This window comes from Agitococcus lubricus (genome assembly GCF_003051055.1).
Taxonomy (GTDB): Bacteria; Pseudomonadota; Gammaproteobacteria; order Pseudomonadales; family Moraxellaceae; genus Agitococcus; species Agitococcus lubricus.
The window spans coordinates 26,836-42,225 of record NZ_QAON01000013.1; the positions used below are offsets into that span (position 1 = coordinate 26,836).

A 15,390-nucleotide genomic window follows, 5' to 3' on the forward strand; every position below is an offset into this window, starting at 1 on the left:
AATGTTTTGGCAATGGTATCTATTAAAGCCTATAACAGCCGTTTGTATCTAGAAGATTTTGCCTTGTTTTATGTGTGTGTTCTGAACATATACACCGCAAAGTAGGCTACTAGTCGATGAATAGCCGTTTTTTTTATGACGGAGTCAGTAGGTGCCATACACATATTGATGTTAATATTAACGTTAATGCACGTTTTTGTATTGAATGAAAGCGTCTAAAAAAACGAATTAGCACAAAATTGTAACAAAAAATGATTTTTATTCGTAGTGCCTTCTGTTACAACTAGTGATGTCCGAACGTTTAACTTGGAGAAAATATATGCGTTCAATTATTGTTGCCGCCTTAACAGGTAGTTTAGTGCTATCGGGTTGTACAACTAACCCGTATACAGGGGATAAACAGGCAAGTAAAGCAGCATGGGGCGCAGCCATTGGTGCGATTTCTGGGGCAGCTATTGGTGCCGCAACAGGCGATAACAAAAAAGACCGTCGTGAGCGTGCCTTAAAAGGTGCTGCGATTGGTGGTGTTGTGGGTGGCGGTGTTGGTGCTTATATGGACGTGCAAGAAAAGAAATTGCGCGAAAGATTACAGGGCAGTGGTGTGGGCGTGCAGAAAAATGCAGACGGCTCCATTAATTTAATTATGCCTGGTAATATTACTTTCCCAACAGCACAAAGCAGTATCAAACCTGACTTCTACGAAACCTTAAACAGTGTTGCTCTTGTACTAAAAGAGTATAACAAAACCTCCATTACGGTAGCAGGCTTTACCGATAATGTAGGCAAAGATGACTACAACTTAAAGCTCTCTCAAGACCGTGCTAACGCCGTTGCCGGTTATTTGGCAAGTCAAGGGGTCGCGGGTAGTCGTATCAATGCGGTAGGTTTGGGTAAAGCACAACCTGTTGCTGACAACAGCACAGAGAATGGCCGTGCTCAAAACCGTCGCGTGGAAATTAAAATCAATCCACCTGAATCGGTATAATGATGTAAAAAGGCGAGTCAATCTCGCCTTTTTTTATGGAGTAATCAACGCGTATAAAAAACATTTCTGTAACAATCAGTTCTCTAAAGTTAGACTCGTTTGATTATGTTATAATGCGACGGCTTTAATTGCATCCTAAGTATGTGTGCGTATGGCGATATTTAGCGCCTAAAAGCCCAAAATAGTTTTAGAGACTATCATTAAAGCGTTAATAATTTACCAGCATTTAGATTAAGACAATGTGATATATCATGGCAAATTCTTTACAAAAGCAATTATTGCAAGCAGGGTTGGCTGATGCAAAACGCGCCAAAAAACTGAATCAGCAAAAGCTGGAGGCGGGTAAACAGGAGCAGGTCGCTTTACAAGAGTCCGTAAAAGCAGCGCAGTTAGCAAAAGTAGAACGTGATAAAGAGCTAAACCGCGTAAAGCAAGAAGAATTACAACGCAAAGCGATTACGGCACAAATTAAACAATTGATTGATGTCAATAAAGTAAGTCGTCAAGACGGTGAAACCAGTTATCAATTTACCGACAATAAGAAAATCAAAAAGATATTTGTCACCGATGTGCAGTTTAAGCAAATTGTCAGTGGGGTTTTAGCCGTTGTACGTTTTGCAGATAGCTATGAATTAATTCCCAGTATTGTTGCAGAAAAAATTCGTCAGCGCGATGCTGAGAGTATTGTGGTACTCAATCAGAAAGCAGACAGTGCGTTGAATGATGATGACCCGTATGCGGATTATCAAATTCCAGATGATTTAATGTGGTAATGTAAATGATACACATAGGACAACGCAATCGATTAACCATTATCGACCAAACACGTAGTGAATATTTCTTAGACGGAGGGAGCCGTTATGGCGATATTCCTATCAATAAATCGAGTGTGTTGTCGGCAAAAGTCGGCCAAGAAGTCGAGGTCTTTCTTTATATTGATGATGATGGCTATCTTGCCGCAACCACCACAGAACCGTTTGTAGAAGTTGGTCAGGCCGCTTACTTAAAGGTACTTGCCGTTGAGCCAGAAGGTGCTTGGTTAGATTGGGGATTAGAAGCGCCATTATTTTTGCCACGTAAAGAGCAACAATATCGTCTAGAGACCAATCGTCATTGTTTGATTTATGTTTTATATGATGAAAAGCAGGGGCTCATAGCCTCCACATACTTAAATGATTTTATTAAAGATTTCACCGAAGAGTTTACGCAAGGACAGGAAGTGAGCATTTTAGTCGCACAAGAGACGGAGTTGGGTTATAAAGTGATTGTCAATCATCGTTTTTGGGGTATTTTATATCAAAATGAAATCTTCAAACCCATCAGTAAAGGTGAGACACTCACCGCCTATGTTAAACGCTTACGTACCGACCATCGCTTAGATGTTTCTTTAACACCATTAGGCTTTGCTAAGGTCAACAATATTGTTGATGATATTTTGGCGAAGCTGGCTGCGAATAAAGGCTTTTTGGCGTTATCCGATAAAAGCTCTCCTGAACTCATTTACGATACCTTGGGTGTCAGTAAAAAAGTGTATAAGCAAGCCATTGGTACGTTATTTAAGCAACGACGGATTATTATTGAGGATAATGGTATTCGTTTAGCAGCGAAATAGTATCTATTTCTTTTCGGCTATCATGATATTTTGTATGGCTTGTTGACGCTGCTGGATTTTCGCTAAAACGGGGTAGTTAGTTTTTGCCATCTCGGCAGCCTGTGCTAAATCGACTAAGGCACGTTTGCCATCACCCTGTAAAAATGTATATTCAGCACGCGCACGTAAGACACCTAGGGCGTCTTTTTGCTGTTGATAACACTCCATTAAGCTGCGCCAAATTAACGGGTCTTCACGGCGTTCTTGGCTCAGTGCCTCTAATAAATCAATGGCTAGCGCAGTCTTTTGTGTGCGTTGGGCAGCTTTGGCAGCATAAAAACGTAACACCATACTGCCGTTATTGACTAATAACGCTTGTTGCAAAAATTGCCATGCTAACTCAGGTTTTTGTGCCGCCAAATAGATATCGGCTTGAGTAATTAAATAATGTACTTGATTTGGAGATTCTTTTAGTAAAGGGCGTAAATTTTGCTCGGCTAAGTCTGTTTGCTGGCTATGTAAATAGGCTAATACTAAACGATAACGAATCAGTGAGTCTTGTGGTTGTTGTGTGAGCTTTTCCTGAAGATTATGGATGTCTTGGCTATCGGTACCCATCTGTGCAAATAAACGTGTTCTAAACAGTTGATAATCTAGACTATCGATTTGTCCTTGTTGTGTGTAACTGCGTGCACGTAAACTACTGTCGGCAATCCGTTCTTGAGTGAGTGGGTGTGTTAATAGGAATGCAGGCATAAAGCCCACTTGCCGCGTCTGCTTTTCCATTTTGCTAAAAAAGTCACTCATCGCACGCGCAGAAAATCCAGCCGAGACTAAGGTTTGCATGCCTATACGGTCAGCCTCGCGCTCATGGATTCGGCTGTAACTTAACTGCTGTTGTGCTAAGGCGGCTTGGGTAGAGACACCTAAAGCAACACCCGCTTCGCTGTCAACGCTAGAAAGGGCAATACTCGCCAGTAGTGCTGCCAGATAGATGAGGGCTTGGTCACTGGCACCTTCGACAGAGCGTACATAATGATGTTGGCTAATATGTGCTAATTCATGTGCTAAGACGGAGGCGAGTTCTGCCTCATGGTCAGCATATACAATCAAACCATCATTGACGCCAATAATCCCACCTGCAACCGCAAAGGCATTAATTTTATGGTCAGGAATTAATACAACTTGTAGATTGGGTTGATTGACGCCCGCAGCAAAGGCCAAACGATAACACAGATTTTCTAAATAGCTGGTCAATAACATATCTTCGCGTAATACGGTGGAGCTGCGTAATTGACGTAAAAATTGTCGGCCTAAGGCAAACTCGGTAGCGTTATTCACACTAAACGTAGCTAAGTCGGGCAGGTTGTCAACGTTATGTGTGTGTTCTGCGCCATAACTGGGGGTATGTATCATCCCTAATAGCAACGTTAAGCTCGCATATTGTCGCCACATAAACATCTTACCGTGTTAGAGAGGGAATGCTGTAGAGAGTGAATAATAAGCCATTGGAAACTAAGCCTATTTTAATCATCCAATATCGCGTATCTGTCCTAAACAAAAAGGAATTGGGTCAGCTATTGTTGTCAGCTTCAAATCAATATACCAGTGATATTTTGTGTATTGCTGTTACAATAGCGCTATATTGATACGTGTAATAGCAGTCTGTGAATGAGGACTATTCTATCTGTGACAGATAGGGCTATAGTCACTTTAGATAGAGATTTCGTCATGTTACTTGATGCACGCGGTTTGCGCTGTCCTATGCCACTCTTAAAACTCAAACAAGCACTACATCAAATGGCCGTCAATGAGGTATTAACGGTGATGACCAGTGACCCAGTGTCTGAGCGAGATTTTGTTGTCTTTCTAAAACAAAGCCCGCACCAGTTATTAAAACAAGCACACGTAGAGCAAGACTTTGTTTTTGAAATTAAAAAAGGAGCGTGAGTTAGGTTGCTTGGCGGACGTGATTTAAGACATCTTGTGCGTGACCTGAAACTTTTACCTTGCGCCACTCTTTGATGAGCTTAGCTGAGCGGTCAAATAAGAAGGTGCTGCGCTCAATGCCTAAAACCTGCTTGCCATACATGTTTTTGAGTTTAATGACGTCAAAATGTTGGCAAAGCTGCTCATCACTATCACTTAATAATGCAAAAGGTAAACATTCATTCGCCTTAAATTTTTCGTGTGAGGCTAAACTATCGCGCGATACGCCAAAAATCGTACAGCCTAATTGTACAAAGTCTGGCATTAAATCACGAAAGTCTTGCGCTTCCGTGGTACAACCAGGGGTAGCGTCTTTAGGATAAAAATAAATGACTATGAACTGACCAATCAAGTGGTTTAGCTGAATGGTGGTTTGACCCGTTGCTGCTATGGTGAGATTAGGCAAACTATCTCCGAGTTGTATAGACATCTTTATTTCCTTAAGTAGAGGAGTTAGTTACTTTTGTAAGGTTCTAAGATAGCATCTAGGTTTCGGTCGTCACAAAACATTAAAAAGTTTTCGCGTAAGCTGGCCAAGTGCGTGCGCGCTGGAATATTGACTGTCATGTTTAAGGCAAACATCGGTGAGCCTGTATGTGGTGCAGCATATGTACTGGTTTCTAACGATTCAATATTGATTTGTTGACTGGCAAAAAAATTAGCAATCTCGTGAACAATACCTGGATTGTCTAAGGCAATCACATCGACTTTATACGGTACTGACTCACGCTGTGGTTGGCGTTGTTCGGTACGTTTGGTAATAATTGCTAAGTTGAGCCTACGCTCGAGTTGACTCACTTGCGCTTCAAACTTAGCAATCGCATCCCATGTGCCCGACAACATCATGATGATGGAAAACTCTTGTCCCATCACCACCATGCGGCTGTCGGCAATATTGCATTTCGCTTCAGTTGCAGTACGAGCAATATCATCGACAATACCTGTTTGATCTGCACCTAATGCAGCGAGGACTAAGTGATTATCCATAAGCGTCTCACAATAAATAAAATAGTAAAAATAGACTGAGGCATTTCACCTGCATGAGCGCTAGTTGTAAAGGGCTAAAGCGTTATTCCTGCTCCAAATACGTCACCAATACAAGTTATCTATGCAAGCCCTAAAATGTTTTATGTGTTTACTCTATATTTGTCCATAGAACAATAGGGGCTGTTGACCTTTTGATTATGCTCGCGTAAGAAACGGTTTTTTAGAATATGGCAGCTAAAGTCGTGTAGTTTGGTTATTGCCAACAAAATAGCCTCAGAAAATCGCTTTTTCCGTTTGGATATGTCCCAACAGACGCTAGTCAGTGTATGGCTTTTATGGTGTTATTGGTAATGCGTAGGATCAGGGCATTGGGCGCTTGCAAAGCCTTCCTTACGTAAACGGCAACTGTCACATTTACCACAAGCGCGGCCTTCGGTATCCGCCTGATAGCAGGAAACCGTCAAGCTATAATCGACACCTAACTGAATCCCAGTTTGAATGATATCGGCTTTCGACAAGTGTAATAGCGGTGTCTCAATGCGCAGGCTTTGACCTTCAACCCCTGATTTGGTTGCTAAATCAGCTAAGTGCTGAAAAGCGGCAATATATTCGGGGCGGCAATCGGGATAGCCCGAGTAATCGACAGCGTTGACACCAATGACAATATGTTGTGCGCCTATGACTTCGGCAAAGCCTAAGGCATAAGCTAAAAAGATGGTATTTCTAGCAGGAACATAAGTGACAGGAATCCCTTCACTGGCTTGTTCGGGTACCGCAATAGATAAGTCGGTGAGTGCAGAGCCGCCAATGCCTGCCAAGTCAATGCTAATAATACGATGCTCACAAACCCCTAAAGCCTGAGCAATACGTTGTGCCGCCAAGAGCTCACTATTATGACGTTGACCATAGGCAAAACTGAGGGCATAACAATCATAATGTTGATTGGCAATCGCTAAGCAGGTGGCGGAATCTAAACCACCTGATAATAAAACAACAGCGCGGGGTTTGGTGGATAAATTCATAGTATCAATGGCCTGGTTCATTATTCCATAAATATTTATGTAGCTGCACTTGCAAACGGACGGGCAGTTTATCTTGAATAATCCACTGAGCAAGCTCGGTTGGATTTTGCTGACCGTGACTTGGCGACAGTAAAATATCACTCACGCGGTGTTTGAGTTGGTATTCGTCGATTTTGAAGCGCGCCCAATCGTAATCACGACGGCTACAAATGACAAATTTGATTTGGTCGTGAGGGCTTAAGTGCGGCAAATTCTCATAAAGATTTCGATGTGATTCCCCTGAGTCGGGGGTTTTGAGGTCTACGACTTTACTGACACGAATATCCACCTCACGAACATCTAAGGCGCCACTGGTTTCTAAAGATACCGAATAACCTAAGTCACAGAGAGCCGTGAGTAATAAGAGGCAATTGGGCTGTGCCAAGGGCTCTCCACCTGTCACGCATACATAATGTGCACCATAGTCGGCTACTTGCTGCAAAATTTGCCCGATACTGAATTTTTCGCCGCCTGTAAAAGAATAGGTCGTATCACAGTAAGCACAGCGCAGTGGACAGCCCGTCAAGCGAATAAAAACAGTGGGTAAACCGACAGTACGCGCTTCACCCTGTAAGGAAAAAAATATTTCAGTAATACGAAGTTCTTGACCTAAAACATCAGATGCCACTATGTACCGCTCACGTCATCAGGAGATAGAGAGTAGGGGCTAAAGAGGAGCTTTAGCCCGCATTAAAGGGCAACTATGATAACAGATTATGGCGTCGTCTTGGGCTTTTCTGTGTTTTTCGTTTTATCCTCTTTTACAGAAGGCTTCGTTTTGTCTGCTGTTTTAGTGTTATCGACGATTTTTGCTTTGGCTTTGTCTACAGGAATAGGTACATTTTGTGCGGCTAAGTAACTTTTAGCGGCTTTTGCTTCTTCAGAGTTTGGAAAGTCTTTAACAATTTTGAGCATATATTTGATGGCTTCTTGGGTTTTACCATCGACATCGGCAAAACTGCCGAGCTTTAGCAATGCGGATGCAGCTTTGGGTGCATCTGGGTATTGTTCACTGACAATTTTGAAGCTCTTTTTGGCGTTGGCAACATCGGCAGGGCTAGCAGCTAAATAAAATTCACCTAGCCAATAATAGGCGCTGGCAATATAAGTGCTTTGTGGATAGTTTTTAATAAAATTACGCATTGGTGTAATGGCTTTATTAGGCCCGCCTGTTTTGAAAGTTTGATAGGCCGCAAAATAGGCTTTTTTCTCGTCATCTGGATTAGGCGTTGTACTATCGGCTGTTGGGGGTGTGGTGGTGATAGGCGTTGCATTAGTGATGGCTGCCGTATTGGCCATAATAGTGGTTGACGGCTGTGTTGCGGTAATCAGGGTACTGCCATCAGCATTCACGGGTCTATTTTTAAGCTCTGTAATACGTTGGTCTAAGTCTAAATAACGATTACGTGCATCTTGTTTCATCCGCTCAATGACATTTGCCTGCACTTCAAGTTGACCGCGTAAATCCCGTACTTCCTGTTGCAACTGTTGGACTTGCTGATAAAGCTGCCATTGCATCGACGGCGTACTATCTAAGGGTTGGGCTTGAATAGGTTTGGTGGCTGGAATACTTTGTGTTTGTACAGGAGCTGCACTGAGGGGTTTTTCCTCAACAATAATATCGGCAGCCTGCGCAATCGACAGGGCACTTAATGTGGTAGCAAGAACAAAAAAACGCGACATACAATTCAACCTAAAAACCTGCAATAACAATTACCGAAACATTATCTTTACTTCGGCGGGCATTTGCTAACTCTAACATATCTAAGGCAATTCCATCTAAGTCATGTGTCCGACCAAGTAGTGCCGCCATTTCATGCTCTGTTAACATATCGTATAAACCATCACTACAAAGTAAAAAACGGTCACCTTTGTTTATTTTTAAGTAATCATAATCAATCATCACTTGTGGCTCTAAACCTAAAGCCCGTGTCAATATATTACGAGACACTTTTTCTTGCGCTTCTTCGCGGCTGTAAAAGCCTTGATCAATGAATTCTTGTAATAAGGAGTGGTCATGTGTCAGTGCCGTCATTTGGCCTTCACGCAAGACATATAAGCGAGAGTCACCAACGTGAGCGTGGTGTAAATACCCATTTTCAACTAACACCCCGACAAAGGTCGTACCCATGCCACGACAACGAAGCGATTGTCTGGCCTTTTCGCGAATCACAGAATGCGCTGCTTGTAAGGCTGTTTCAAGGCGTTCATGGGGAGAGACGCCGCGTGTTGTTTGTTTAAGAATGGCACTGACGGTATCGACAGCCGTACGGCTAGCAACTTCGCCTGCACTATGGCCGCCCATACCATCGGCTAAAAGTGCAGCACCAAATGTGGGTAAACACAAAATACAATCTTCATTGCTTGTACGTGTTTTACCTGCATCAGTGCAGCCTGTCATCATTAATGTGGTTGTATTCAAAGTCTGTATAGCTCCCTGTTATGGTCACTGAGCTTGCATGCTCATTTGAACTAACACTGAGGTGCGTCATTATTATCTAGCAATCGCCTTAACTTTGTGCGTATATAAACTTAGAACAATTTATAAGTTATATCATTAAGCCCTTATTTTAACAGTAAAATGGGCATGCAAATTGGCTTAGCTGTCTGTTTTGATGTTATTACAATATGCGTCACGTTAGCGTCAAGCAGCGCATGCTCAAATCAACGGCATGCGCTGCTTGGATTAGCCTGTTTTTTGACCGCAGGATTCAATACAGTTTTTAATTGCACGCGCAAATTCACGTCCTGTTTGGTATCGCTCAGAGACATTTTTTGCCAAGGCTTTATCAATAACACTGGCAATACAAGGTAACTGTGCTTCGAGTTCGGGACGTTTGCTAAACAACGGTGGGTGAGGCTCATTGGTGATTTTGAACATCAATGCCGCCATCGACTCTGCCTTAAATGGGGGTGTGCCTGCGAGCATTTGATAAAACATAACACCTAAACTGTATAAATCAGAACGACCATCGACTTTATGACCCGCTAATTGCTCAGGCGACATATAGGTGGGAGTACCTAATACTGTCCCTGTTTTGGTTTTGCTAGAGTCGGTGATGCGTGCAATACCAAAGTCCGTGATTTTGATATCACTATTTTCAGGATTGAACATAATATTGGCAGGTTTAATATCGCGATGGACAATATTAAACTCATGGGCGTAGTCTAAGGCTAAGGCCGCTTTATGGATAATATTGATGACTTTAGGCACAGGTAATAGCGCATCGGCTTTGGTGTAGCGCGCTAAATCATGGCCTTTTAAGAACTCCATAGCAATGTAGGCCAAGTCATGCTCTTCACCTGCATCATAAATGGTGACAATATTGGGATGGTTGAGGCGACCTGCGGTTTCGGCTTCACGAAAGAAACGTTCTTTGACTTCTTCGAGCTCATCAGCTTCAAACTCTTCTTTAAGTGCCATGGTTTTAATAGCAACCACGCGGTTAATTTTGGGGTCTTTACCCAAATAAACGACACCCATCGCACCTTTACCTAATTCTTTTTCAACTTGATAACGACCCAGCATCGGCTTTTCGTCACTGTGAGGGTCGAGAATCATGGTTGAATTGCTGGCACTGCTACTACTACCACCCAAAATAACGGTTTCTTCGAGTTTTTTAGCGCGAGCCAGTTTTTCTTTAAGGTCACGAAATTCGGGTGCAAAGTCAGCCATGTACTGATAAACCGAAATGGCCTTATTAAATTGTCGTTTACGTTCATAATCCAGCGCAAGGTTATACATGACATCGAGAATAGATTCATCACGCGGACATTGACGAAACTTCTCAAAAGCCATATCTAATTGACCTTGTTGCTGTAATGCTAAACCGAGCATACGATTGGATTCGGCAGATTTTTCGTCTGAGCGGACTTTGGCTTTTTCGGTCACTAAATAACGTTTAGTGGTCAACAAAATATGGCCAACGACAACTAGTGCGGCAGGTAACATCAAGGGTACCCAAATCCCAGAATTAGTCATTAACACAAAATGCGCACTTAACAAGGCAATGACAAAGGTGGTGGATGCCCAAACAGCATGTTTGGCGCTCAGTCTAGGTAATAACAACATCAAATACAGAGCGGCCACCAAAAATAGCCCCCAACGTAAGAGTGGACTCCATTCGGGGACTAAGAAAAAGTTTTGGTTTAGAATGCTGGCTACATTATGTGCCAAGATAAGCACAGGCTCCATGGCAGGAGAAATGGGCGTCACTTGTGGTGAGCCTAAACCATAGGCTGTAGGGCCGATAATGACGATTTTGTCTTTGTATTTACTGACAGGAATTTTGCCACTAACGACATCATAAAAAGAATCAATCGCAAAGGGGCTTAACTCATCAACATCCCCGTAGTAGAAAGTGCGCATTTGCGAAAATTCATCGGTTTTGATGTCTAATTTACCCAGTTTTAAGCTGTCACCTAAATTAAGTTGAATATCTTCGGGCTTCAAGTTGAGACTTTTGGCAGCCAGCATGAGGGATAGCGAAGGGTAGTATGCGCCATCATAACTAATCAACAACGGCTCAGTTCTAATGCCGCCGTCGTTGTCTGGATTAATAGTTAAATGCCCAATAAAGGCGGCTTGTTCACCTAATTGTGCAACGGGCGGAACAGCTTGATTGGTTTCTGGAGGCGTCATACCTAGGCTAGACGCGTCTTTATCGTCTTGAATATTAGTGATTTGATTACGAGTCACATAAGCAGGGAGTTCGCCATCAGGGTGACCTTGCATTGCTCCCAAGACAAATTGCATCGGTAAAACGACATTTTTGGCATTAGCAAAACTATCGGCGAGTTGTTGGTCGGTATTGAGTGCTGATTCTGCCTCGGCTAATTTCATGCCAAGCTCACCAATCGCGGCATTATCGGCCATTGGTGCCAATTGTTGCGCATAAAACTCATTCAGCTCACGCAACGACTTCAGACCAGGGTCAACTTGTGGCTCTGACAAAAAGATGGGTAAACCAATCGCTTTCGCACCGCCTTGATTGAGGCCATTCACCATTTCGGCTAAGTAACTGCGTGGCCACGGCCAACGACCAATATTACTGATGCTTTCGTCATCAATAGCAATCACGGCAATTTTATCGCCTGCCTCGTGATGGCTAGAGCGTACCCCCATGTCGTAGGCATTACGTTCTAGATTTTCAATTAAGGGTGAAGCGGCAATCACTGCCATAAAACTTGTAATGACAAGGCCAATAAACCAGTCACTTTTCCACGATAGAGTTACCTTTGGCATAGCGAATCCTGCTGCTTGGTAAAAGTCTGGCTAAATCAATTAGCCGTTTTTGAGGCTTAACCATCAAGAAAACGTGTGTTACGACCTTGATGTTAGGTTTTGCACAATCATGTTCGTTATTATTTGTATCAGAGAGTGATTGTATACACAATCATGGCTAAAAGGTAGCATCAACACAGGCAAGAAAAAGGCCTCAGATGAGGCCTTCACGATGTTTATAGCTTAGATAGCCTAAGTTTTGAACAATGATGTTATTTAGGTGCATTGGCGGTATAACTGATTTCGACGCGACGGTTTTCTGCCCAAGCTGCTTCATCATGACCATCATTAATCGGTTTTTCTTTACCGTAGCTGACGGTATCGAGTTGGCTGGCTCGTGCGCCATTACTGCTTAAGAAGGCCTGTACGGCGTTTGCCCGACGCTCACCCAGTGCCATATTATATTCACGTGTCCCACGTTCATCGGCATGACCTGCTAATAAGACTTTGGCATTGGGTGTTTGTTTAAGGTATTGGGCATGCGCTTGTAAGGTACGCATATCCTCTTGGCTCAGGTCTACGCTGTCATAATCAAAATGTACGAGACGAATCGTCAGTAAATCGGCCATGCTGACTTCGTTGGCGGTACTGTCATCTGTGCCGCTACTGTTTGTGCCATCATTTGCATTGGCGTCGTTATTAGCACTGTTATTACCGCCTAAACCATTGGCATTTAAGCGGTCTTGCTCGCTAATGCTATTGGTACTGGCAGTAGCATTGGCATTATTACTATCCGTATTACTCGCGGACGTGGTTTCAGTGGTTGGTGTGGTTGTCGTGTTTTTGCCTTTGAGTGAGGCGCAACCTGTCATCCCTAAACCTAAAACTAAAGCAAGGGCTAAAGAAATTTTAGTCGTTGACATCATAAAATCCTCATAAGAAATAGACATAGAGTTGCCACGAGTTTAAGGTGACCATGTTGGCTCACGAACTTGCCCTTCATTGGCAGGAAGCTGTAACTTAAAACGACCATCTAACGACATAATACCCAGTATCCCTTTGTTCCCTTGCCGCGTTGCGTAAACAATCATTTGGCTATTGGGCGCAAAGCTGGGCGATTCATCTAGCGGTGTGTCAGTTAAAGTCGTTAGACCACCTGTTTGTAAATCTTGAATCGCTATTTGATAGTTTTGTCCACTGCGACGATGCACCATTGCAATATACTTTCCATTAGGACTAACACTGCCACGCGCATTAAAAGCGCCATCAAAAGTCAGTCGTTTTACGGTTTGTGTGGCCAAATCTAAGCGATAGAGCTGTGGGCTACCACCGCGGTCTGAGGTAAAGAGTAACGCACGACCGTCAGGAAACCAACGTGCTTCGGTATCAATGGCGTAATGGTTCGTAACCCGTGTTAGCTTTTTGTTGGCAATTTCCAAAATATAAATCTCAGGATTACCTTCGTGTGACAAAGTCATCGCTAATTTTGTTCCATCAGGCGACCAAGCGGGTGCACCGTTTAAGCCCTTAAAGCTAGCAATTAATTGCCGTTGTGGGCTATTAATATCCTGTAAATAAATAGCGGGTTTGCCACTTTCAAAGGAAACATAAGCAATTTGTTTGCCATTGGGAGACCAATGAGGCGATAAAATAGGCTCGCTAGTTTCTAAGATGTTAATAGGTTGGCGACCATCGGCATCGGCGACCTCTAAGCGATAAAAGAGACTGTTATTTTTTTTGTATTGTAAAACATACGCAATACGGCTACTAAAAGACCCATCAATCCCTGTGAGTTGCTTAAAAATACGGTCACTAATAAAGTGAGCAGCTTCACGCCAACGGGTAGGCGGAATGGTCATACTTTCGCCCAATAGACGTTTTTGTTGTAGGCTGCTGCTTAGTTCGTATTGAATAGTGAGTTGGTTATTGGCATCAGGTGTGACTTTGCCTACCACCACGTAATCTAGATTGAGCGCTTGCCACAAGCCAAATTGGATTTCGTTGCTCGTGCTCGGGCGTTCGGGAAAGTTTTTACTGGGGTTAAACAAACCACTGCGTGCTAAGTCTGCACTGATAATACTGTCTAAGCTCTCGGTGGCGGTATCATTACTGAAGGGCACAATAGCAATAGGCGTACTATTGGTACTGGATTTGACAATATCAATGGTTAAATCGGCATGGGCGACAGAGAGGATATGTAGACTCAGCACGACACCGATTATCAAACGGAGATAAGACAGCATATGACTAATCCTTGCTGCTAAAATTAAACGTTAAACTTCGGAACTCATTAAATAGCGCACTTTCTGTAGGAACAGGTAGTGGCGCAGCCTTTTTAATGGCAACTTCTATACTCGCATCAAACGCGTCATTACCACTACGTTTAATAAAAACAATACTACGGACGTCACCATCTGGTAACAAGACGATGCGCACCTGTGCACTGAGTTCATTACTTTTAGGTGGAATCAGCCATTCATTTTTAATGGCTTCATAAATACGTTGTTTATATTTTTTGATTAACTCGTTTTGCTCTCGTTGTTTATCTGCTTGCGCTTTGGCTTGAGCTAAACGCTCGGCTTCTTGTTGCGCTGCTAGCGCGGCTTGCTTACGCAGTCGTGCTTGTTTCTCGGCTGCTATTTTTCCTTCTAAATCAGCCATTTCTTGGTCTAAACTGTTATTTTTGAGCGCGTCTTGCAGTTTTTTACGAGCAGCAGCTTCTTTTTCTGCTTTTTCTTTGGCTAATTTATCCGCTTTAGCTTGAGCGTCTTTTTCAGCTTTTTCTTTGGCGATTTTATCCGCTTTAGCTTGAGCTTCTTTTTCAGCTTTTTCTTTGGCGATTTTATCCGCTTTAGCTTGAGCGTCTTTTTCAGCTTTTTCTTTGGCTAATTTATCCGCTTTGGCTTGAGCGTCTTTTTCTGCTTTTTCTTTGGCTAATTTATCCGCTTTGGCTTGAGCGTCTTTTTCAGCTTTTTCTTTGGCTAATTTATCCGCTTTAGCTTGAGCGTCTTTTTCAGCTTTTTCTTTGGCGATTTTATCCGCTTTAGCTTGAGCTTCTTTTTCAGCTTTTTCTTTGGCGATTTTATCCGCTTTAGCTTGAGCGTCTTTTTCAGCTTTTTCTTTGGCGATTTTATCTGCTTTGGCTTGAGCGTCTTTTTCAGCTTTTTCTTTGGCTAATTTATCTGCTTTAGCTTGAGCTTCTTTTTCAGCTTTTTCTTTGGCTAATTTATCCGCTTTGGCTTGAGCTTCTTTTTCAGCTTTTTCTTTGGCGATTTTATCCGCTTTAGCTTGGGCGTCTTTTTCAGCTTTTTCTTTGGCTAATTTATCTGCTTTAGCTTGAGCGTCTTGAATAGCCGAAGTAGAAACACGGGTTGGTGTAGTGATAGGCTCTTCGAGCGTTTCAGGGGTGGGTTCTGATTCCGAAGCCACAGGTACTTCTGCTGCCAACGCAGAGGCAGGAACTAAGGTTGTTTGTATAGCAGGTGAGGGTGCAGGTAATTCGGGGACAAAATGTTCAGAAAAGCCAACGAGTAACAAGAGAAGGCCACCGTGC

15 protein-coding genes are annotated in these 15,390 nt (G+C 43.0%); 4 read left to right on the plus strand and 11 right to left on the minus strand.

The window, feature by feature from the left end; all coding sequences use genetic code 11:
- The first annotated feature begins 319 nt into the window (after positions 1–319).
- The 3 genes from C8N29_RS12305 to C8N29_RS12315 all read left to right on the plus strand — a co-directional run bounded on the left by C8N29_RS12305 (position 320) and on the right by C8N29_RS12315 (position 2,597).
- Positions 320–985, plus strand: coding sequence for a YiaD family glycine zipper/OmpA-like lipoprotein (locus C8N29_RS12305; protein WP_107866365.1), 666 nt, complete (start codon positions 320–322; stop codon positions 983–985).
- 251 nt (positions 986–1,236) lie between these two features.
- A complete protein-coding gene (locus tag C8N29_RS12310; RefSeq protein WP_107866366.1) occupies positions 1,237–1,758 on the plus strand; it encodes a DUF2058 domain-containing protein in 522 nt (173 codons plus the stop codon).
- A gap of 5 nt (positions 1,759–1,763) precedes the next feature.
- The gene (locus C8N29_RS12315; protein ID WP_107866367.1) at positions 1,764–2,597 is read left to right on the plus strand and encodes a CvfB family protein; all 834 of its coding nucleotides are present in this window, start codon (positions 1,764–1,766) and stop codon (positions 2,595–2,597) included.
- Between the two features lie 3 nt (positions 2,598–2,600).
- On the opposite strand, the gene C8N29_RS12320 is transcribed toward C8N29_RS12315, so the two are convergent.
- A complete protein-coding gene (locus C8N29_RS12320) occupies positions 2,601–4,031 on the minus strand; it encodes a M48 family metalloprotease (RefSeq protein WP_170106977.1) in 1,431 nt (476 codons plus the stop codon).
- Between the two features lie 276 nt (positions 4,032–4,307).
- Between C8N29_RS12320 and C8N29_RS12325 the strand changes: the two genes are divergently transcribed.
- Positions 4,308–4,526, plus strand: coding sequence for a sulfurtransferase TusA family protein (locus tag C8N29_RS12325; protein ID WP_107866369.1), 219 nt, complete (start codon positions 4,308–4,310; stop codon positions 4,524–4,526).
- A gap of 1 nt (position 4,527) precedes the next feature.
- Here the strand turns inward: C8N29_RS12325 and C8N29_RS12330 are convergent, their stop codons facing one another.
- The 10 genes from C8N29_RS12330 to tolA all read right to left on the minus strand — a co-directional run bounded on the left by C8N29_RS12330 (position 4,528) and on the right by tolA (position 15,374).
- Positions 4,528–4,995: a peroxiredoxin gene (locus tag C8N29_RS12330; protein ID WP_107866370.1), complete on the minus strand. Its 468-nt coding sequence runs from the start codon at positions 4,993–4,995 to the stop codon at positions 4,528–4,530.
- A gap of 23 nt (positions 4,996–5,018) precedes the next feature.
- The gene (locus C8N29_RS12335; RefSeq protein WP_107866371.1) at positions 5,019–5,552 is read right to left on the minus strand and encodes a glycine cleavage system transcriptional repressor; all 534 of its coding nucleotides are present in this window, start codon (positions 5,550–5,552) and stop codon (positions 5,019–5,021) included.
- Positions 5,553–5,893: 341 nt separating this feature from the next.
- Entirely contained in the window at positions 5,894–6,574 is a 681-nt protein-coding gene (queC, locus tag C8N29_RS12340) for a 7-cyano-7-deazaguanine synthase QueC (RefSeq protein WP_107866441.1), read from the minus strand.
- Positions 6,575–6,578: 4 nt separating this feature from the next.
- Entirely contained in the window at positions 6,579–7,241 is a 663-nt protein-coding gene (gene queE / locus C8N29_RS12345) for a 7-carboxy-7-deazaguanine synthase QueE (RefSeq protein ID WP_107866372.1), read from the minus strand.
- A gap of 86 nt (positions 7,242–7,327) precedes the next feature.
- Positions 7,328–8,296, minus strand: coding sequence for a tol-pal system protein YbgF (gene ybgF, locus C8N29_RS12350; RefSeq protein WP_107866373.1), 969 nt, complete (start codon positions 8,294–8,296; stop codon positions 7,328–7,330).
- Between the two features lie 10 nt (positions 8,297–8,306).
- Entirely contained in the window at positions 8,307–9,035 is a 729-nt protein-coding gene (locus C8N29_RS12355) for a Stp1/IreP family PP2C-type Ser/Thr phosphatase (RefSeq protein ID WP_146164466.1), read from the minus strand.
- A 264-nt stretch (positions 9,036–9,299) separates the two neighbouring features.
- Positions 9,300–11,858 (minus strand): serine/threonine-protein kinase, encoded by a 2,559-nt coding sequence (locus tag C8N29_RS12360; protein ID WP_107866375.1) that lies wholly within the window; start codon positions 11,856–11,858, stop codon positions 9,300–9,302.
- A 251-nt stretch (positions 11,859–12,109) separates the two neighbouring features.
- Positions 12,110–12,760, minus strand: coding sequence for a peptidoglycan-associated lipoprotein Pal (pal, locus tag C8N29_RS12365; protein WP_107866442.1), 651 nt, complete (start codon positions 12,758–12,760; stop codon positions 12,110–12,112).
- A gap of 42 nt (positions 12,761–12,802) precedes the next feature.
- A complete protein-coding gene (gene tolB, locus C8N29_RS12370) occupies positions 12,803–14,080 on the minus strand; it encodes a Tol-Pal system beta propeller repeat protein TolB (RefSeq protein WP_107866376.1) in 1,278 nt (425 codons plus the stop codon).
- 4 nt (positions 14,081–14,084) lie between these two features.
- Positions 14,085–15,374 carry a cell envelope integrity protein TolA gene (gene tolA, locus C8N29_RS12375; protein ID WP_170106978.1) on the minus strand — a complete coding sequence of 430 codons (1,290 nt, stop codon included), beginning with the start codon at positions 15,372–15,374 and terminating at the stop codon, positions 14,085–14,087.
- Positions 15,375–15,390: the final 16 nt, after the last annotated feature.